This window comes from Nostoc sp. DedQUE05 (genome assembly GCF_034530955.1).
Lineage (GTDB): Bacteria > Cyanobacteriota > Cyanobacteriia > Cyanobacteriales > Nostocaceae > Nostoc.
On sequence record NZ_JAVRCB010000033.1, the window covers coordinates 24,161 to 45,080 of the forward strand.

The 20,920-nt window shown below is 42.6% G+C and carries 19 protein-coding genes; 12 read left to right on the forward strand and 7 right to left on the reverse strand.

Annotated features, from left to right (window positions below):
- The first annotated feature begins 202 nt into the window (after positions 1-202).
- From RMZ42_RS22900 to RMZ42_RS22930, 7 genes are all read left to right on the forward strand, one after another.
- Positions 203-724, forward strand: coding sequence for a phycocyanin subunit beta (locus RMZ42_RS22900; RefSeq protein WP_322673570.1), 522 nt, complete (start codon positions 203-205; stop codon positions 722-724).
- Between the two features lie 87 nt (positions 725-811).
- A complete protein-coding gene (gene cpcA, locus RMZ42_RS22905) occupies positions 812-1,303 on the forward strand; it encodes a phycocyanin subunit alpha (protein WP_322673571.1) in 492 nt (163 codons plus the stop codon).
- A 702-nt stretch (positions 1,304-2,005) separates the two neighbouring features.
- Complete coding sequence (locus RMZ42_RS22910) at positions 2,006-2,818, forward strand: phycobilisome linker polypeptide (RefSeq protein WP_322673572.1); 813 nt, start codon at positions 2,006-2,008, stop codon at positions 2,816-2,818.
- A gap of 173 nt (positions 2,819-2,991) precedes the next feature.
- A complete protein-coding gene (locus RMZ42_RS22915; protein WP_322673573.1) occupies positions 2,992-3,861 on the forward strand; it encodes a phycobilisome linker polypeptide in 870 nt (289 codons plus the stop codon).
- 75 nt (positions 3,862-3,936) lie between these two features.
- Positions 3,937-4,191 (forward strand): phycobilisome linker polypeptide, encoded by a 255-nt coding sequence (locus RMZ42_RS22920; RefSeq protein ID WP_322673574.1) that lies wholly within the window; start codon positions 3,937-3,939, stop codon positions 4,189-4,191.
- Entirely contained in the window at positions 4,191-5,033 is an 843-nt protein-coding gene (locus tag RMZ42_RS22925) for a HEAT repeat domain-containing protein (protein WP_322673575.1), read from the forward strand. Before RMZ42_RS22920 ends, RMZ42_RS22925 begins: the two co-directional genes overlap by 1 nt.
- A 107-nt stretch (positions 5,034-5,140) precedes the next feature.
- On the forward strand, positions 5,141-5,932 hold the full coding sequence (locus tag RMZ42_RS22930; RefSeq protein WP_322673576.1) for a HEAT repeat domain-containing protein: 792 nt from the start codon (positions 5,141-5,143) through the stop codon (positions 5,930-5,932).
- Between the two features lie 45 nt (positions 5,933-5,977).
- Here the strand turns inward: RMZ42_RS22930 and RMZ42_RS22935 are convergent, their stop codons facing one another.
- Positions 5,978-6,628, reverse strand: coding sequence for a hypothetical protein (locus RMZ42_RS22935; RefSeq protein WP_322673577.1), 651 nt, complete (start codon positions 6,626-6,628; stop codon positions 5,978-5,980).
- A 347-nt stretch (positions 6,629-6,975) separates the two neighbouring features.
- Here RMZ42_RS22935 and RMZ42_RS22940 point away from each other — a divergent pair, with 347 nt between their 5' ends.
- From RMZ42_RS22940 to RMZ42_RS22950, 3 genes are all read left to right on the forward strand, one after another.
- Entirely contained in the window at positions 6,976-8,343 is a 1,368-nt protein-coding gene (locus tag RMZ42_RS22940; RefSeq protein WP_322673578.1) for a protein kinase domain-containing protein, read from the forward strand.
- Positions 8,344-8,818: 475 nt separating this feature from the next.
- The gene (gene pruA, locus RMZ42_RS22945; protein ID WP_322673579.1) at positions 8,819-11,821 is read left to right on the forward strand and encodes an L-glutamate gamma-semialdehyde dehydrogenase; all 3,003 of its coding nucleotides are present in this window, start codon (positions 8,819-8,821) and stop codon (positions 11,819-11,821) included.
- A 349-nt stretch (positions 11,822-12,170) separates the two neighbouring features.
- A complete protein-coding gene (locus tag RMZ42_RS22950; protein ID WP_322673580.1) occupies positions 12,171-12,608 on the forward strand; it encodes a GNAT family N-acetyltransferase in 438 nt (145 codons plus the stop codon).
- 64 nt (positions 12,609-12,672) lie between these two features.
- On the opposite strand, the gene RMZ42_RS22955 is transcribed toward RMZ42_RS22950, so the two are convergent.
- Positions 12,673-14,901: an ATP-binding protein gene (locus tag RMZ42_RS22955; RefSeq protein ID WP_322673581.1), complete on the reverse strand. Its 2,229-nt coding sequence runs from the start codon at positions 14,899-14,901 to the stop codon at positions 12,673-12,675.
- A gap of 448 nt (positions 14,902-15,349) precedes the next feature.
- On the opposite strand from RMZ42_RS22955, the gene RMZ42_RS22960 reads away from it, so the two are divergent.
- Complete coding sequence (locus tag RMZ42_RS22960; protein ID WP_322673582.1) at positions 15,350-16,276, forward strand: cobalamin-binding protein; 927 nt, start codon at positions 15,350-15,352, stop codon at positions 16,274-16,276.
- Positions 16,277-16,422: 146 nt separating this feature from the next.
- On the opposite strand, the gene RMZ42_RS22965 is transcribed toward RMZ42_RS22960, so the two are convergent.
- From RMZ42_RS22965 to RMZ42_RS22975, 3 genes are all read right to left on the reverse strand, one after another.
- Positions 16,423-16,725, reverse strand: coding sequence for a TMEM165/GDT1 family protein (locus tag RMZ42_RS22965; RefSeq protein WP_322673583.1), 303 nt, complete (start codon positions 16,723-16,725; stop codon positions 16,423-16,425).
- Between the two features lie 63 nt (positions 16,726-16,788).
- Positions 16,789-17,220, reverse strand: a complete 432-nt coding sequence (locus tag RMZ42_RS22970) for a TMEM165/GDT1 family protein (protein ID WP_322673584.1) — start codon at positions 17,218-17,220, stop codon at positions 16,789-16,791.
- 100 nt (positions 17,221-17,320) lie between these two features.
- Positions 17,321-17,671, reverse strand: coding sequence for a YkgJ family cysteine cluster protein (locus RMZ42_RS22975; protein WP_322673585.1), 351 nt, complete (start codon positions 17,669-17,671; stop codon positions 17,321-17,323).
- 392 nt (positions 17,672-18,063) lie between these two features.
- Between RMZ42_RS22975 and psb30 the strand changes: the two genes are divergently transcribed.
- Positions 18,064-18,207 carry a photosystem II reaction center protein Ycf12/Psb30 gene (gene psb30, locus RMZ42_RS22980; protein WP_069068686.1) on the forward strand — a complete coding sequence of 48 codons (144 nt, stop codon included), beginning with the start codon at positions 18,064-18,066 and terminating at the stop codon, positions 18,205-18,207.
- Positions 18,208-18,285: 78 nt separating this feature from the next.
- On the opposite strand, the gene RMZ42_RS22985 is transcribed toward psb30, so the two are convergent.
- Both RMZ42_RS22985 and RMZ42_RS22990 read right to left on the reverse strand, forming a co-directional pair.
- Entirely contained in the window at positions 18,286-20,382 is a 2,097-nt protein-coding gene (locus RMZ42_RS22985; RefSeq protein WP_322673586.1) for a single-stranded-DNA-specific exonuclease RecJ, read from the reverse strand.
- 81 nt (positions 20,383-20,463) lie between these two features.
- Positions 20,464-20,889, reverse strand: coding sequence for a hypothetical protein (locus RMZ42_RS22990; RefSeq protein WP_322673587.1), 426 nt, complete (start codon positions 20,887-20,889; stop codon positions 20,464-20,466).
- Between the last annotated feature and the right edge of the window lie 31 nt (positions 20,890-20,920).

Consider the following 20,920-nt stretch of genomic DNA (forward strand, 5'->3'; position numbering starts at 1 on the left):
AGGTTTTCCAGTCGTTCATAGAAGTTTGAAGTTTTTTAACAAAAGTTTTAATCTGAAAGCCTGGAGATCGTAAACTTATTTCTGGGATGTCTGTTTTAAACCTTTCGTAACTCGTCAGGCAGTGCTGACATCAAAAATCAACTGAACCACTCAGTTTTGAGTCCAATTATTCTTAACCAAGCAAAGTAGGAGATTTAACGCAATGGTTTTAGATGCATTTGCAAAAGTAGTTTCCCAAGCTGATACACGTGGGGAATATCTCTCCGATGCACAATTGGATGCGTTGAGCGAACTAGTCAAAGATGGTAACAAGCGTACAGATGCCGTTAACCGGATTACCAGCAATGCGTCTGCTCTTGTTGCTGCTGCCGCTCGTGATTTGTGGGCAGAACAACCCCAATTGATCACTCCTGGTGGTAATGCTTACACCAGCCGTCGCGCTGCTGCTTGCATCAGAGACTTGGACATCATTCTTCGCTATATCACCTACGCTATCTTTGCTGGCGATTCCAGCGTGCTAGATGACCGTGCCCTCAATGGTTTGCGGGAAACCTATTTAGCATTGGGAACCCCAGGAGCTTCAGTTGCTGTTGGTATTCAAAAGCTGAAACAAGCTTCTTTGGCCATTGTCAACGATACCAACAACATCACCAGAGGAGATTGCAGCGCTCTGTCATCTGAAATAGCTAGCTATTTCGATCGTGCTGCTGCTGCTGTGGCTTAAGCCAAGCATTGCTGATGTTGACTAAATAATTGTCCATAGGACAAAACAAAATTTCAACCATAAAGTTTGTAAAAGGGAGATAGCAAAATGTCAAAAACACCTCTAACTGAAGCAATTGCATCGGCTGATTCTCAAGGACGCTACCTCAGCAGCACCGAAATTCAAGTTGCTTTTGGTCGCTTCCGTCAAGCTCCAGCTAGCTTACAAGCAGCAAAAGCTTTAAGCGCCAATGCTCAACGCTTGACTGAAGGTGCTGCTCAAGCGGTGTATAACAAGTACCCTTACACCACTCAACAACAAGGGCCCAACTTCGCGGCTGATGCACGCGGCAAGAGCAAGTGTGTACGTGATGTCGGCTACTACTTGCGGATTATCACATACGCTTTAGTTGTTGGTGGCACAGGCCCCTTGGATGACTTCTTGATTTCTGGCTTGGCTGAAATCAACCGGACTTTTGATCTGTCTCCTAGCTGGTACATTGAAGCTCTCAAGTACATCAAAGCTAACCACGGTCTAAGCGGCGATCCAGGTGTTGAAGCAAATTCCTACATCGACTATGTAATCAATACTCTAAGCTAGAGTGTTTCTTTAGCCCGGAGAGGAAATCAGCTCTTATGACAAGTAAGTTCTATGAGTTGTTTATCTCTCCGGGCAGTTTTTTAAGAAAAACTAGCAGAAAACCCTGGAGAAAGAGGAACGTAGTTCTGTATTTTTTGCTTTAGAACAGGGATGAAAGCTGCCGACGTAGCACGGTATTTGCTACAAATTTGGGAAAGTTCACAACCCAGTGCCTCTTTTAAGCTACCGTCAATTGGCACAATATTTTTGTCAGTACAAGATTTAAACACCTACCCTCGGACTGGGGGAAAGTATACGCCCGAAATAACGTAAGGAGATATCACTACGCCCTAGTGGCAGATGTGGTGAGGCAGCGAGCGCAATCTTCTACCTTCTCTTAGGAGACGCTACGTGTTGGCGGAACGTTCCGTAAGGAAGGAAAGATGCTAGTGCAACGTTAACGAGTCCGCGCCCCCTACAGGGAAGGAAGCTACGCGTAGTGTCTGACAGAGAACTTCTGAAGGTTTTTCTCTCCCATGAGGGACTGCCAAACTGATAAGGTGAGCCTGGGAACCTGTGGAAACAGGATATTAAGGCAGCTATGTCTTAAAAATCACCTGATTTAAAGTAAGGTGAGTGTCAATTTCAAAAAGACTGTTAAAAGACTAGAAAAAATTTTCTAAAAAGTTTTCAGTTTTGCAGTTAAAACTGAGGAGGTAAAAGATGGCAGCTTTGGGACAAGCAGCAAGATTAGGGATTGCAGCGTTTGAAAATTCAGCACCAGTAGAACTACGCCCTGATAGAACAGAAGCCGATGTGGCAGTGGTTATCCGGGCGGCTTACCGTCAGGTTTTAGGTAATGCATATCTACTAGAAGGAGACCGTCTAGAGAGTGCAGAATCACTATTGCAGCAAGGTTTAATCACCGTAAGGGGATTTGTGCTAGCCATTGCTCAATCAGAACTCTATCGGGATAAGTTTTTCTACTCCAACTCCCAAACTCGGTTTATCGAGTTGAATTATAAGCATTTATTGGGGCGTGCCCCAGAAGATGAGTCAGAGATTTCGTACCATGTTGAGCTTTACAACTCACAAGGTTATGAAGCTGAGATTAATTCCTACATTGACTCATTAGAATATCAAGAGAGTTTTGGCGAAAATATTGTGCCCAACTACAGAGGCTTTAAAAGTCAAGTAGGACAGAAAAATGTTGGCTATAGCCGACTGTTCCAACTTTATCGGGGTTATGCCAATAGCGATCGCGCTCAAGGACAAAAACAAGGACGCCTCACTTGGGAAGTGGCTAAGAATTTAGCTTCACCCATTTATCCAGTCTCTGCTGGAGCTTTAGCAGGTCTTTCTAGAGGCGATCGCGGCGAAACATACCGGATCAGAGTGTTACAAGCAGCTTCCCCAAACTCAGCTGTAGTAAGGCGCGGTACTGCGGAATTGATCGTACCCTACGAACAACTTTCTAGTAAATTACAGCAGTTGAATCGCAAGGGCAGTAAGGTTATTAGCATTACAGCCGTATAAATAGGGAATTGGGGAATTAAGTGAGGAGTTAGGAGTGAGGAGTTAGAAGTGAGGAGTGAGGAGTTAGAAGTTATGAGTTTTAAATTCCTAACTATATCCCTACTCTTAAGTCCTAACTCTTAACTCCTAACTCCTAATTTTTCCAACTACTAATTACAAAAGGAAAATTACCAATGGCTATTACAACAGCAGCTTCCCGTCTGGGAACAGAACCTTTTAGCGATCAGTCTCCTGTGGAATTGCGTCCGAATGCAACCAAAGAAGACATCGAAAGAGTAATTGCTGCCGTCTATCGTCAAGTTTTGGGCAACAACTACATATTGGCATCTGACCGCCTAACAAGTGCTGAATCGATCCTCCGCGATGGAAAAATTACAGTGCAAGAGTTTGTGCGTCAAGTAGCTAAATCGGAACTGTACAAAACCAAATTTTTCTACGACAACTTCCAAACTCGCGTCATCGAACTGAACTACAAACATTTGTTAGGTCGTGCCCCTTATGATGAGTCTGATGTCGTCTATCACTTAGACTTGTATCAAACCAAGGGATATGAAGCCGACATCGATTCTTATATTGATTCGCCAGAGTATCAATCTAACTTTGGTGAAAATATAGTGCCTTACTATCGCGGCTTTGAAACCCAAACAGGACAAAAAACTGTCGGATTTACCCGGATATTTCAACTTTATCGCGGCTATGCCAGTAGCGATACCTCCCAACTCAAAGGCAAAGACACCCGCCTTGCCAGCGAACTAGGTCGCAATAGCGCATCCGTCATTGTTCCTCCCTCCGGTGCTTCTTCAGGCTTTTCATACGTTGCTTCTGAAAAAGGCGTTACCCCCAACAGTACTTTTGGTGGTGCGGGAACCTTTGGTAAAGAAGGCAGACTTTACCGCATTGAAGTAGCAGGTGTTTTTGGATCTGGGTATCCCAGCACACGCCGCGTCAATCAAGCAGTGGTTATACCTTATGAAGAACTATCTAGTTACTTCCAGAGAGTGGTAAAACAAGGTGGTAAAATAGCAAGTGTGAAACCTCTTTAGTGTCAATAGTCATTAGTCAATAGTCATTTTTAAGGGCAAACGACTAATGACGATCTAGAATTGGGAATTAATTTTATGGTTGGAGCAATTAGCAGTACGAGTAGTCGCTACTTTCGGTATGAAGTAGTGGGTTTGCGCCAAAGCGAAGAAACTGAAAAAACCAACTATCCTATTCGTTCTAGTGCTACTGTGTTTTTCACAGTACCTGAGAACCGGATGAATCAAGAAATGCAGCGGATTACTCGCTTGGGTGGCAAAATAGTCAGCATTCAGCCATTGAACGCTGAAGCTAAAACAAATAGCGAACAAAGCGATCCTCCTTCTTCATAATGAATTCTAGTCCGCAAAAATTTGAAGATTTATCACCGACAGGTAACTCTGGCGATGATGAATCTTTAACAGTAGAGCAAGCGATCGCTAATCTAGAGAGTGCAGATTTAGGTCTGCGCTTTTATGCTGCCTGGTGGTTGGGTAGGTTTCGGATCTGTGAAGCAGCTGCGGTTACAGGATTGATTAAAGCGTTAGAGGATGAAGCCGACAGAACACCAGAAGGTGGATATCCTCTGCGACGTAATGCAGCTAGGGCTTTAGGGAAACTAAGCGATCGCCAGGCAGTCTCACCTTTAATTGCGTGTTTAGACTGCTCAGATTTTTATGTTCGAGAAGCGGCGGTACAATCCTTAGAAATGCTGGGCGATCCAGTTTGCATTCCCGCCCTGATCGAGTTATTACAAGTAGGTTTGCAGGGAGAGCAGCTGATCTCAAAGCCTGATTTATCTCAACCCTACGAAGCCATTTTGGAAGCCTTGGGAGCCTTGAGGGCAACTGAGTGCATCCCTTTGGTAAAACCATTTTTAGAGCATCCAATCGAATTGGTGCAATATGCTGCCGCACGAGCGATGTATCAATTAACCCAAGAACCAGTTTATGGAGAACGGTTAGTAAAAGCTCTGGCAGGAGATAAATTGCAATTGCGTCGAGCAGTGTTAGCAGACTTGGGAGCGATTGGCTATCTACCCGCAGCAGATGCGATCGCCGAAACTCTTGCTGAAAATAGCCTGAAGCTAATTTCTCTTAAAGGATTACTAGAACATCAAGTTAAGCACACAGCAACAAGCACTTTGTCAGCAGGTGCGATAAAAGTGATAAATTTGATGGACTCGCTATTGTAGTCATAATTTCCCAGGCATTAGTTGTTATTAATACGCTTAAATCAACTGTTTACCACAGATAAACCCCTAACATAGCTGCGAGATAAGGGCTAGGGGGTTTGTGTCTGATGTCAACTACGGAGGGCTTAAGCTACAATTGGCAGATCCCTAATGACTCATGGCAAATTATTATGAATAACAGTGACCTTGCTCAAATATTAATTCGTGCTGTGGAAGAAGCAGACTCTTCGGATCGCTTATTAGACGCAGTTCAGGAGTTAGCGGCAGCTGGTATTGAGGAATCTGTTCCCACTCTGATTGCAGCTTTAGGCTACAACAATCCAGGGGCAGCAGTGGCGGCAGTAGATGGACTAATTGCGATCGGGGAAGTCGCAGTACCGTCACTATTGGAACTAATTGATGACTACAACTACAGTGCGAGAGCCTGGGCTATTCGCGCCTTAGCGGGAATTGGCGATGTCCGGGCGCTGGATACCTTGTTAGAGGCAGCAAAAAACGATTTTTCCTTAAGCGTGCGGCGAGCAGCTGCTAGGGGATTAGGCACTTTGCGCTGGCAGCAACTACCTGCTGAGAAAGTGGAATCTGTTCAGACTCAGGTATTAGAGGCATTATTAGTAATTTCTCAAGATCCAGAGTGGATAGTGCGTTATGCAGCAGTGACGAGTTTAGAAACACTAGCGATCGCTATAGCAGTAACTTTACCCGATCAAGCGTCACGGATTACAAATCAACTTCAGCAAATACTCGATACCGATGCCGATGTGGGAGTTCGTACCCGCGTAAAATTTGCACAACAAAAAATTCAACAGCAACAACATCAAGAAATGTTTGCACCGAAAAGAAAGCTAGAAGACACTGAAGTGTCTGAAGTACCTCATCGTGGTGGTGGCAGACGGTAAATCACCAGACACCATACTGCAAGCGCGGTATGGTGTTATGTCAAACTAACTAGGCGATAAAGATTGAATTTCTGCCTGGATATTGCCACGAGCAGATGGTTCGGCAAACTCTGACATTAAAGGCGTAAAATAAATACGCGATCGCTGTAAAAATTGTTCTAAAATTTTCTGACGACCTGTGATATAATCTGCCTCTGCCACCCAGCCATATTCTTGACGAATAGCATGGGCGTATTCTTGATAATCAACTTGGTTAGTAGCCAAAATCGCTAAATCTGCATCAACTAGGACTTGGCTATCATAGTCATTTACCGCAGCTTGGTGGTTTTTAGTGTTCAGAATCAGACGGGTGACAGTAGTTATAATACTTTCTGGAATACCCAAATTACTCAGCAACTCAAAAGCGTAGTCTGCACTTCGTTCTTCGTTATCTTTGGCTTCAGTGTCATACACTACATCGTGAAACCAGGCAGCTAGTTGAACAGCAGCTAGGTTATTGGTGTAGCCTTGCAAAACCTCAATTGTGCTGAGGACGCGATCGATGTGTTTCAGTGTATGGTAATAGCGATCGGGGGTAGAGTAAGCTTCAACCAAGAAATTAAAGGCTTTCTCAGCCGCTACTCGATCGACGCCAAAGGGTTGGAGTGTGTGTTGCCAGTTATAAAATAAAATATCCATAAATTTTTCTGTAGGCATAGAGGCAGTATACCCATTCTGAGTATTAGAAAAAATAAGTACATACTGTTAAAACAGCAGTAGAAGACTTCAAGTAGAACCTCACCTTCTAACTTTGCTACGAGAAAGAGAGGAAAAATTTTCTTCCCCTTACTTGTAGTAAAGGGTTAGGAGTGAGTTCACGCGAATATATTTACAAGTTATAAATCAATGAAACTTTGGAGTTTCGAGAATTGCTGGGTATTGCAACCACACCTACAGGAAGGGGAACCGTTAATTTCAAATATTAGCGGGATATGAGTGGTTCACCACTGTGATATCTGATACAGGTAAGTTATGATCGTGGGCATTAATTTTTTATTGTTAAGATGCCAGCTAAAATCATCCTTACCGTTATCCAAGGACAATTATTAGGACAGCAATATATTTTTGATTGCCGCAGTAGCTGCATAATCGGTAGAAGTCCAGATTGCAATCCTCAGTTACCAGATGATGAGAATCATCGGGGCATCTCCCGCTATCACTGTCTACTAGATATTAATCCTCCTGATATTCGGGTGCGGGACTTTGGTAGTAAAAATGGCACTTACATTAACGGTAAAAATATTGGACAACGCCAACGAAATCAAACGGCTGAAGAAGCTGTAAAATTCCAATTTCCAGAGTATGACTTACGAACAGGCGACGAAATCAATTTAGGTCACACTGTCTTTAAAGTTAGTATAGAAATACATCCAGATCGAGTAAATCTACCAGCCTTCATCCCTGATGATGTTACTGTCAAAAATAACCCAGTACAACAAACTTATTTCTTAGACATCATCAAATACTTTCTGAATTTGGCTAAGAGTGGCGATCGCAACCTCAAAGCAATTAGCGGTTATAATCTTGTCAAACTTCTCAGCACGAGTGAATTCGGAGAAGTTTATTTAGCACAGCATAATCAGTCTGGCAAGTTCATAGCCTTAAAGGTCATGTTACCAGCAGTGGCGGCGAATGACTTCGCTGTGGAGATGTTTCTCCGGGAGACTGAAAACACCAAGGCTTTGCAACATCCTCATGTAGTGCAACTGATGGATTGTAGCTTCTCGGAAATTATCTTCTTTTTTACAATGGAATATTGTGAGGTCGGTACTGTATGGGATTTCATGCAACAACTGGGTGGGCGATTGTCTGTTGATATTGCAGTACCGATTATTCTCCAAATTTTAGACGCTTTAGAATATGCCCACAATGTTGAACTTCCTTATGTCAAACTGGCTGATGGGAAGTTTGGCAAAGGTAAAGGTATAGTTCACCGCGACCTCAAACCGAGTAACATCTTCTTGACTAAGATTGACGGAAAGCTGGTGGCAAAAATCGGTGATTACGGCTTATCTAAGGCCTTTGACTTAGCTGGTTTAAGTGGTCAAACTTTGACTGGGACTCAAGCTGGTACTCCCGTTTTTATGCCGCGACAGCAGGTGCTTAACTTTAAATATGCCCAACCGGAGGTAGATATTTGGGCAGTTGCGGCTTGTCTCTACAATATGCTAACAGGTTGTTTCCCCCGCAACTTCATAGGCGACCCTTTTCTGGCAGTTTTACAGAATAATCCCATACCAATTCGCCAACGAGATGCAACAATTATGCAACCCCTAGCGCAGGTGATTGATTTGGCGTTGGTTGATAAGCCAGAAATTCACTTTAAGAGTGCAGCCGAATTTAAGCGGGCATTGTTAAGTGCGTTGTCATAGGATGAGTTTATAGCAGTTTTTATGTATTTAATCCACATCTGTCGTCGGGGCGCAATGCCCATTAGTGTCAACTTAAGGTTAAAGCCACTCTAGAAAAAGCTTTTAGCAGATTATCTCGTTCCCAGTCTCCGACTGGGAATGTCCCTGATTGAGACTCCGCCTCCCTCTCCTCGCGGCAGAGCCGCCAAGAGTAGCATTTCCAGCCAGAGGCTGAAAACGAGATTTTAAAAGGGTTTTGGCTTAAGTTGACACCAATGCACAATGCCTCTACGTTCGCCAAGCGTCCCGCAAGGAATATTTTTTAATTGCAAGTTCCTAGAACGCACGGCGTAACTACATCATTCAAAATCAATGAAATCCTTACGGTATAGTAATTCCGAATTCAGCATAATGGTGACAGCTAAATGAAAGCGTCAAAATAGAAGACACAGGCTTTGTACAAAAAGCCTTGCCTTGATTAACGGAGTTATTATCAGTGGTATTACAAGTACAAACAAGCACCTACGAAGCTAAAACCCAAGAAATTGCTAAACAACTTCTCGCCGCAACGCAGGAAAATCGTTCGTTTTTTTCTTCCCTGCGGGATCAAATGCGTTGGGATGATAAATTACTAGCTTGGGCAATGAGTAACCCTGGATTGCGGGTGCAGCTATTTCGCTTTATAGATACGTTACCGGCTTTGCATAGTAAATCAGAAATTGCCTCACATTTACAAGAATATTTAGGCGATGAATCTGTAGAATTGCCGGCAGCTTTGAAGGGAATGCTAAACTTTGCTAACCCCGACTCGATGCCTGGACAAGTTGCTGCTACAACCGTTGGGACAGCCGTTGAAACTCTTGCCCATAAATATATTTCTGGGGAAAATATTAAACAAGTCATCAAAACAGTTGAACGACTGCGAAAAGAGAAAATGGCTTTCACCATCGACTTACTTGGTGAAGCGGTTATTACCGAAGCGGAAGCGCAGTCTTATCTAGAACGCTATCTAGAATTAATGCAACAATTGGTGGAAGCATCGAAGAATTGGGCAGTTATTCCGGCGATTGATGAGGCTGATGGCGAACCGATACCAAAAGTTCAGGTTTCTGTGAAATTAACGGCGTTTTATTCCCAATTCGATCCATTAGATGCTAAAGGTAGTGAGGAGCGAGTTAGCGATCGCATTCGGATTCTCCTACGTCGTGCTAAAGAATTAGGCGCAGCTGTACATTTTGATATGGAACAGTATGCCTATAAGGATATAACTCTCAGTATTCTGAAAAAACTCTTACTAGAAGAAGAATTTCGGCAACGCACAGATATTGGCATGACAATTCAAGCATATCTGCGTGATAGCGAACAAGATGCCAAAGACGTAATTTCTTGGTTGAAAGAACGCGGTTATCCCCTGACAATCCGCTTGGTGAAGGGCGCATATTGGGATCAAGAAACTATCAAAGCAGCGCAGAAGCATTGGCCACAGCCAGTTTACAACGACAAAGCCGCAACTGATGCTAACTTTGAAACCATCACTCAATTGTTGTTAGAAAATCATCAATATGTCTATTCTGCCATTGGTAGCCATAATGTGCGATCGCACTCTCGCGCCATTGCCATAGCTGAAAGTTTAAATGTCCCCCGCCGTCGCTTTGAATTACAAGTCCTCTACGGTATGGGTGATAAAGTTGCCAAGGCGTTAGTTGACAAGGGTTATCGGGTGAGAGTTTACTGTCCTTACGGTGAATTATTACCTGGAATGGCGTATTTAATTCGCCGATTGTTAGAAAATACCGCTAATAGTTCTTTTTTACGGCAAAATCTCGAAAATCGACCGATTGAAGAATTATTAGCACCGCCAATTGTCAAAGAAGAAAACTCTTTAACTCCTAACTCCTCACTTCTAACTCCTAACTCCATTCCTAACTCTCATTTCTCTGGTGCTGCTGATACCGATTACGCCGAGGAAGAGGTGAGAAAGAAGGCAGCGCAAGCTTTCCAAAGCGTTCGTCAACAGTTGGGTAAAACATATTTACCACTGATTAATGGCGAGTATGTTAATCCGCCGGAATTTGTTGATTCTCTCAATCCTTCTAAGTTCAGTGAGGTAATTGGTAAAGTTGGGTTGATTAGCGTTGAACAAGCAGAACAGGCGATGCAAGCTGCGAAAGCCGCGTTTCCTGAATGGAAGAAAACACCAGCTAAACAACGCGCTGATATTTTGCGGAAAGCGGGTGATTTGATGGAACTCCGCCGTGCTGAACTTTCAGTTTGGATAGTTTTGGAAGTTGGGAAACCTGTTAAAGAAGCTGATGGAGAGGTTTCGGAAGCGATAGATTTCTGTCGGTATTACGCTGATGAGATAGAACGGTTAGACAAAGGTGTGAATTACGACATACCTGGCGAAACTAATCGTTATATTTACCAGCCACGAGGAATTGCTGTAGTGATTTCTCCCTGGAATTTTCCGCTAGCGATCGCTTGTGGAATGACAGTTGCAGCTTTGGTTTCGGGCAATTGCACTCTCCTCAAACCTGCGGAAACATCTTCTGTAATTGCAGCGAAACTCACAGAAATCTTGGTAGACGCTGGTTTTCCCAAAGGTGTATTTCAATACGTACCTGGGAAGGGTTCGCAAGTCGGCGCTCATTTGGTAAATCATCCAGATACTCATGTAATTGCTTTTACAGGTTCTCAAGAAGTCGGATGTCGAATTTACGCAGAAGCGGCAACGCTGAAACCCGGACAAAAGCAAATGAAACGGGTGATTGCGGAAATGGGTGGCAAGAATGCCATTATTGTTGATGAAAGTGCTGATTTAGACCAAGCTGTTGTGGGGATAGTGCAGTCAGCATTTGGTTATAGTGGACAAAAATGTTCTGCTGCTTCCAGGGTGATTGTGCTGGAACCGATTTATGATGCCTTTGTGCAACGATTGGTAGAAGCAACAAAATCCTTGAACATTGGGGAAGCAGAGTTACCGAGTACACAAGTTGGGCCAGTAATTGATGCTAATGCCCGCGATCGCATTTGCGAGTATATTGAGAAGGGTAAGGCAGAAGCAGAAGTGGCGTTGGAATTACCAGCACCCGAACAAGGCTACTTTATTGGCCCAGTCATCTTTAGTGAAGTATCGCCCAATGCGGTAATTTCTCAGGAAGAAATTTTTGGCCCTGTGCTGGCGGTAATTCGGGTGAAAGATTTCCAGGAAGCGTTAGCAGTCGCCAACGGTACAAACTTCGCCTTAACTGGCGGACTTTATTCTAGAACACCTTCGCACATTCAGCAGGCAGAGACAGAGTTTGAAGTTGGGAATTTGTACATCAACCGCAATATTACCGGAGCGATCGTTGGACGGCAACCCTTTGGTGGATTCAAACTTTCGGGAGTAGGTTCTAAAGCAGGGGGCCCTGACTACTTACTGCAATTTTTAGAACCACGCGCGGTGACAGAAAATATTCAACGTCAAGGTTTTGCACCAATTGAAGGTGCAGATTAAACTAACGTGAATTCCACGGCTCATATAGTGTCCGTCAATTAGCACAATCAAAACATCTCTCTCTGATTTTACTGCGTAAAACCCTCCCTCTCCGAGTCCTACGGTGTACACACATCTTGGTAATGAAGCCCCAATCCTGGATTTACCCCTCTTAATCCCCCCGATGTATTGGGGGAAAATATCCGGTTCTCCCCCTTACCAAGGGCGAGTTAGAGGGGGTCAGAAGGACTTGTGTGTACACCGTAGCTCCGACTCAAAGAGGGACAGGCTTGCACTTTCGGTCAAAGCAGGGAGAGGTGCATCAAACTCACATTAAACTACAATAGGTAGTAACATCAAACAGAGTTTAATGAGTAATTTAGTTATAAAAGTTGCTGAATTACCTAAAGATTTTCCGGCAATTCAAGCAATTAGAAAATCAGTTTTTCAAGAAGAACAAGGTGTAGATCCCGCTTTAGAATTCGATGGCAAAGATGAAATATCCGATCATCTAATTGCTTATTTAAATGTGGAAGCTGTAGGTACTGCTAGAATCAGATATTTAAATGAGAAAACTGCCAAAATAGAAAGGTTAGCTGTTTTGTCGACAGTTAGAGGGCAAGGTATTGGTAAGAAAATTATGGAAAATGCCCTACAGGTGATAGCTAACCAAGATATTCCAGAAGTCGTAATTCATGCTCAAGAATATGTGAAAAATTTATACAAAAAACTGGATTTTGTAGAAGAAGGAGAAATATTTGAAGAAGCTAATATTCTCCATGTGAAAATGAGAAAAATATTTTCATAGTTAAAGTAAAATTATGTAGTATTTTTTTAGTAATTTTTTAAAGAAAATGTATGTTTATGAGCAATTAACTAAAATATTTCATTAGAATTGACTCTAGCTGAACTATACGAATTGGCTTGATAAGGTAGTCATCAACACTACCTGGTAGTATGGCGATTTCCTCCTCTAAAGGTTCGCTAAAGGTCATCATTACAATCGGTAAATGTTCCCGATAAGGCTCTTTTCTAAGGATATTCAGCAAATTCCAGATATGAGCATCTTTTACTAACTGCAAATCAAAAAAAACTAAATCTGGTTGGAAGCTTTGTACCTGTTTCAAAAAGTCGTTACTATTATCTATCCACTTGACTTGGTAGCCAATTGTGTGCAGATAATCTTGCAATACTGTTGCTGTGTTTTCCTCTTCTTCTACAAGCAAAATAGTTTTATTTGTGGAGATGCCTGAAGAAGAGGAGGACGAGGTAAAGTTTGCTTCCTCTTCTGTCTCATCTATCTTATCTATCTCATTTGTCTCATCTTCCCTATTTTCCAGATGCTCTGGATTTGGTAGAAACAGAATGAACTGACTGCCCTTTCCTAAAGTTGATGTCACGGTAACATCTCCACCATGTAAACGCGCTAATTTCCGCGTCAAAGCTAAACCTAAACCAGTGCCTTCATACTGCCGATTTAACCGACTGTCAAGCTGTTTAAACGGTTCAAATAAAAATTGAAACTGACTTGAGTCTATACCAATGCCAGTATCTGAAACTGTAAACGTTATCCCTTGTGGCACTTTTTTGACTACCAGCGATACTTCGCCTGCTGGGGTGAATTTAATCGCATTAGTGAGCAGGTTGAGTAACATTTGCTTGATGCGCCGCTCATCAGCAATGCAAATATCAGCTTCTTGGTCAATTTCATGTGTGAGTTGCAATTCCTTTTCTGAGGCACGATCGCGCACTGTCCAGATAGCATAATTACATATATCTACCACTGACAAAGATGATAATAACAGATCCTCTTTACCTGCTTCTACTTTAGATAAGTCAAGGATATCGTTAATCACTGCCAGTAGATGTTCGCCACTACTATATATACAACTTACATATTCGTTCTGCTTTTCATTCAGAGAACCAACTATTTCTTGTTGCAATAACTGTGACAAACCCATAATCGCATTCAGAGGTGTCCGCAACTCATGGCTCATGGTTGCTAAAAATTCAGTTTTTGCTCGATTGGCAGCTTCTGCTGCTTCTTGAGAGGCACGTAGTTTCAACTCTGTTTGTTTACGTTCAGTAATATCCTCAATCATCGCTAGAAAAAACTCAGGTTTACCATTGCTGCCTGGTATAACAGAAACAGAGATATGAGTCCAAAGTAAGTTACCATTTTGATGCTGGCAGCATCTTTCTATCTCAATACGATGTCTTTCGACAAGCTGTTTCTGATGTTTGGGGGGTTGTAAACCATCCCTCGAAGTTCTCTTTAAGTCTGTGCGAATTCCTGACATCAGTTGTTTGTAAAGTTTTAAATCCTCCCTTTCTATGGAAATGTAATCTGTAAAGCACTTGCCGTATAACTCTTCTCGGCTGTATCCTAAAATCTCGCATAATGCCAGATTAGTATCAACTATCTGCCCTTTCATATCTATCAGGCCAATGCCGATAGAGGAACGCTCAAAAATCGCCCGAAATTGTGCCTCACTCTGTCGCAGTGCTTCCTGTACGACGTTTCTCTCCCTCGCTTCTATAGCCAGTGTCACAAAATCTGCAATTGAGCCAGCAAAACTCTCTTCTTCTAAAGTCCATTGGCGACCTTCACCTATGTGTTCGTGACACACTACGCCTATCAAATGACCCTCTAGCCAAATTGGTGCGTCTAGTATAGATGTGATGCCCAAAACTGAAAGATAAGACTCGGATAATTCTTGGGTTCTGGGATCGTTTCTGGCATCATCTGCGGCAATAGTACGTTCCCCTTCTAAAGCCTGGAAATAAGCAGGAAAATTTGTTTTTAAAAGCGAGTTACCAAAGGTATGCTTCTTAGTCCTAACATCATACAAATCAATGCATTCAATTTTTGAACGTTCTTCATTATATAACCATACCCCAACTCGCTCTACTAACAGCGTCTGAGCAGCAGTTTCTGTAATTTCCCTCAACACCGCATTGAGATTACCTTGCTGAAATGTCTTGCTTCTTGCCAGTTGCACCAGCATCTGGCTTTGTTTTCGCCGACTATTTTCTCTGATTCGTAAAGCCTCTTGGGCCTGGTTGTGCTCTGTTATATTTCTAGCTGACACCACCTGCATTAGTTGCCCTCAAGAAGAAATAATTTGGACTTGCAGTTCTACGGAAAAAGTAGAACTGTCTTTGTATAACTACAATTACTTGCTATGGTTTTTCATAACCGGAAAGTATAATTTTTCTAACTAAATTTTATGATTCTGGCTAATTAGTTATAAGCTAGATTTTGCTGATTACTTCTGTTACTTCATACCAATAATTTTTGCCAGGGGGTAATTAGCATTTCTAGTAATTTCACGATTAAGTAATTTTACTATCAAGTAGTATAAGTAGTATAGTATTTTTTATTTGAAACTGGGGAATGCTAAAGACTTTTCCCAATACCCAATCCCTAGTACAATTTCTTGCTTAGTATTGATTAGCAAAATACCCTTGATTCTCCTAGAGAAAGATACTTAATGGCTCAAATTCTGCCAAACTTAAGGTAACGGCAGCTTTTGCGGAGGTGGAGCGATGACAGATAGTGATGTAAGAATTGTTTCCCTGATTCCCGGTGGAACAGAGATTTTAGCGACACTAGGATTGGTTGATGCTATTGTGGGGCGATCGCACGAATGCGATTACCCTCCAGAAATCCTCAATCGCCCCATTTGTACCCAAGCACGTTTAAACAGTGATGCCTCCAGCAGCCAAATTCACGACGACGTGAACAAGTTATTGCAATCTGCTCTGAGTATTTATGAAATCAAAACAGATGTTTTAGAGCAATTGCAGCCTACCCATATTCTCACTCAAGACCAGTGCGATGTTTGTGCTGTTAGCTTACACGATGTTGAAAAGGCAGTTGCTACACTCATTGACAGTAAACCTCAGATTATTTCTTTACAACCCAATATTCTCCAAGATGTTTGGGCTGACATTGAACGAGTCAGCAACACCTTTGGCGTAGACTCGGTAAAAGTCTTAGAAAATTTAGAAGCTCGCGTCAAAATTTGTCAGCAAAAAATCCAAGGACTTTCTTTAGATGAACTGCCTACTGTCGCTTGTATCGAGTGGATCGATCCTTTGATGATCGCCGCTAATTGGATTCCTGAATTAGTTAACTTAGCAGGAGGACAGTCTTTATTTTGCGCTACAGGTCAGCCTTCTCCGATCTTGCCTTGGGAAACACTATTAACAACTAATCCCGACATAATTGTTTTTATGCCTTGTGGCTTTGATTTAAACCGCACTCGCAAAGAAGCCAATTTATTAACTCAACGTCCAGAGTGGGAAAAACTACATGCTACCGAAACTGGTAGAGTCTACATTACTGATGGCAATTCTTATTTCAATCGTCCAGGGCCGCGACTGGTAGATTCTCTAGAAATTTTGGCAGAAATTTTGCATCCAGAAATTTTTCAATACGGCTACAAAGGAACTGCTTGGGAACGTTTGTAAAAAAGAATTCAGAACTCAGGAGTCAGAATTCAGTATGAATTAAAGTCCAGCTGAGTGAGATTGGTTTAAAACCTTGACGCGTTCCAATCGCTCACAAAGACTAATTCTGATTTCTAGATTCTGGATTCTGGATTCTGAATTCTTCTTTAAGGTGTTTTTTCAGAATCTGCCGATGGTTCATTGTTAAACAACAGCAGACGTGCAGCAAGAATGGCAAATCCTACAGCCGCGATCGCTTTTAAAACCCGTGTAGGTAATAATTCCGCTACTGCACCCCCTGCTAACGATCCCAACAGGCTTGTCAACAGCAATGCACCTGCTGCACCGAAAAACACTGCACGCGGAGAATTAGAACGTCCTGAAAGTGCGATCGCCGCTAGCTGACTTTTGTCACCCAATTCTGATAAAAAAACCGTAATAAAGCTCAGTCCTAATAAATGCCAATCCATATAAATTAAGGAGCAGTGGGGAATTTTTCTAATGACCAATGACCAATGACCAATGACTAATGACTAATAACTAGTAAATACATCCCAAAATAGCATTAGGGAAATTACCAACAACATTACGCCGGCTGATTTTTCTACAGTTTTCGGGCTGAGTCGATTGGCTATCCAACTACCTAAAAGTACACCTAATAAGCTGGTGGTTATTAGGGCTGCCGCCGAGCCGATAAATACCACCCACGGCGAATGAGATTGTGCGCTCATTAACAAAGTGGATAGCTGAGTTTTATCTCCAATTTCTGCTAGAAAAATGGTTACAAAAGTCGTACCAAAAATTACCAACGTTGATTGCTGCTTTTGAGGACTATCGGCAATTACAGGCTGAACCAAGGGAGCGATCGCAGGAGTTAAGTTAAAATCATTGCTGTCTTCCAGTTCTAGCTCGATCTCAGTGTGAGATATGCCAGAAATCTCCAAAGGTGCAGAATCAAGTTTCACAAGCAGTAGTTTTGGTTGCTAGGGTGTTTTCATATTTCTATCATTTTCTCAGATTTTTGTCATAAATTGCAATCTCACACAAAAAAAGCAGGGTTGGATGTCAAAGGCCAACAGCTTGGTCGAAGCGTAGTATTTCTAAACTGCGATCGCCATAAACTCCTTCTATTTGCTGGCGACAGCAGTCAATAGCAAAATCGTTGACTTCTTCTGGTTCAACCCCATACATATCTTGAAACACTTCTGATTCCACACGGCAGAAGCGCGGACGATTGGGGTAGATGCGACATTCTCGCGTAGTATGGTCGAAATTAACGCACCATCCCCCTTCACCTACCATGCTGAGGTAGAGTTCTAGTTCTGGTGGAGAGAGGTACTCTTCCAAGTCTGGACGCTCTGCTGGATCGAGATTACAGCAGGCTCCACATTGCTTTACACATTGCCAAGTTGACATTTTGGATTAGGGATTGGGGACTGGGGATTGGGGAAGGTGGGGCCCCCTCTGGGGATAAGGGGTAATGGGGACTGGGGATTGGGGATTGGGAGCCAATACGGTTCGGTTAAGGTTTTTTGATGAAAATTTGAGATCGCAAAGACGCAATAAATCGCTATCAAAATGAAAGACTGATTATTGTAGAGACGGCGATTCATCGCGTCTCTTGCCTTAACCGAACTAGTCCCCCCAGTCCCCAATGCCCAATCCCCCTATTTTACGTTTTTATATCTTTTCTTATAATTTTGTTAAGTAAATTAAATCTAACAGTCCATAGCCATATATGATCGATTTCGGGTTTTCTAATTTAAGTTATTGAATTTTTTAAGACTATTGGCAGGAGAAAAGGAAAAATGTTTGACGCTGTGTCTGACTTGTTTAACGCTTTTACTAGTATCAATTGGGAAGTTATTTTCCAATTGTTGTCCGTGGCGCTCATCGTGATTGCTGGCCCAGCAGTAATCTTTGTGCTGGCATTTCGCAACGGCAACCTATAAGAGTGCTGAGTGCTGACTAAGGAGTTAACAGTTAAGAGTTAGGAGTGAGAAGTTAATTAAGAATTCATAACTCATAACTCATAACTCAGCACTCAGTACTGATAACGCCTGAAGGGCAGCTTGGATAATATTGTCGTACTGTGGTTGAGAAATATTAACTTCTTTAGCGTTTTGACGATTAGTGCCCAGCAAACCAATTATATGTCCTGGCTGGATGGCTAAGACTTTACCTTCAGAATTTCTAATTCTTAATTCTGCTTCAATACCGTTTTTATAGAAACCACAAGTATATTGTCGCTGGTTGTATTCAAATGTGGTGCTTGACTGGATAGGTGGCGAAGCAAAAAATTGTTGAATCGGAATTGGCAGTCTGACTCCGATTAACTCTAGCTCAATGCTAGTGTTACCGTTAAAGTAATTTTCTCGCAATTTGTAAGCGATATCCACTCGCGGTGGTAAACGGAAGTAGTCGCCCCAACGCCAAGCGATCGCTTTGATTTTATACTCCTGATTATCTATAGTTTGGGCAACGGTCAGTTTGATGTGACCCTTACCAACGATTTTTTGCTCAACCACTTGAATATTAGGTGTCCAGAAAACTGGATCGGGGTTGTCCATACCGCAGGGATGTAGAGCATTAAGCTGTTGATAAAGCTGTTGATTGAGATGGTTGAGGTTGACTTCGGCATCAATTTTTAGCAGAGGCTTGAGATGTTGGGGTTCAAGACACTGGTTAGCAAACTCAATCAAACGCGATCGCACCATCTCTAAATTTTCTGCTGGTAAAGAGAATCCCCCGGCTGCTTTGTGTCCGCCAAATTTGCCTAGTAAATCGTGACAATATTCCAAAGCTTCAAACACATGAAACTCTGGAATTGAGCGTGCAGAACCGCGTATATGTCCCTCATCTTCATAAGTACCGATAAACACAGGAACACCGTAGCGTTCTACCAAACGAGAGGCGACAATCCCAATAACGCCATGATGCCAATTGGGTTGAACAACAATTAATACACGGTCTTTTTGTAGAGACGTAACAAATTCCGTCTCTACATAAGCGATCGCTTCTTGTTCAATTTGCTGACACATCTCTTGGCGAGAGGCGTTGACTTGTTCGCATTGCATTGCTCTTTCCAGCGCCACCCCCATATCATCTGTAGTCAGCAATTCAATCACAGTCTGGGGATTACCAATCCGACCAATAGCATTAATGCGCGGGCCCAAGCGAAACCCGATATCTTCAGGCTTCAGGGATTTGGGACTGGGGACTGGGAACTGGGGACTAGGGACTGCTCCCCCTGTTCCCTCATCTCTCGCCTGCACGCCACCTACCTGAATTAACGCCTGTATACCAGCTAAGTTGGATTTGGGTAAATGTTGTAAACCACGTTTTACCCAGCGACGATTTACACCAGTTAAGGGGGCTAAATCTGCGATCGTTCCCAGTGTAAATAATGCTAGCATCGGCTGGATCAAGCCCTTAGCCTGACCTAGCTGTTGTGCTAGAGACACTGCCAAAATGTAAGCAACACCAACACCAGCAACACCCCGATAAGGTGAGGATTCGGCTATTAATTTGGGGTTGAGGATAGCGTTAGCTGGTGGTAATTTTTGGGGGATATCGTGGTGATCGGTGATAATTACTGCAAGACCAAGTTCTTTAGCTCTGGCAACTGGTTCAAACGCAGAGATACCATTATCTACAGTCAGAATTAATCCCACACCTTCGCTGTGGAATTCTTCAACTATGCGTTTATTAATACCATAACCTTCGTGCATCCGGCTGGGGATAGCATAATCTACTTGTGCGCCTAAAGTGCGGAGACTACGCAAAAGTAGAGCAGTACTAGTCATCCCATCAGCATCGTAGTCACCACAAATAGCAATTTTTGTTTGAGAAGCGATCGCATTTTCCAACAACTCTAAACTAATCGCCAAATCAGGGAAATCTTCTAACGGCGAAGGCAAAACTAAAGACTCTGGATTTAAAAATGCTTGTACCTGTTCTGGTGTTTCGATCCCCCGATTAATTAATAACTGGCTGATAATGGGTGAAAGATTTGTCAAAAACGCCAGATTTTGGGCAAATTCTGGTTTTTGTGGATAAATTTGCCAGCGCTGATCGGGTAAACGCTTGCTAGGTTTTGATAGCTCAGATACAGGTCGGTGTAGCACAATACAAGTCAGGAGTTATTAGTTAGGAGTGTTGAATTTAAAATTTTTTCTTAACTCATAACTAATAACATTATTTGCTATCTAAAACACGTTTATTCTGCCATCATCCATAATATATAACGAGCGATCGCCCGGAGAGCGCCAAGTCGGACGGAGTTCCAGGCGCAATGTACCAAAGTTAAGTTTAGAGACAATCGCTTGTAGTGATAAACCTGTTTCGCTCCAAAATATCAAAGATGTATTTGGTTCTGTACCTTCTATTTGTCCTAAGTTTAATTTCTGCCCTGGACTCAAGGATATTGCATCAGTCTCGGAGGGTTTTTGAATTTTGATCGGGTTAGGTGTGCTATTTACAACTTCAACTCGGATGTGTTGCCCAGGTGTAAACTGAATTGGGTGCGACCCACACTTAGAGGCACAAGTTCGAGCTAAAGTAGCATTGGGATTATTGATTGATGCAACTAGAATTGTAGCTGCAACTAAAGCAAATGACAGAGGCTTAAACATAATACACAGTATAAGTACTAAACTGAAATAT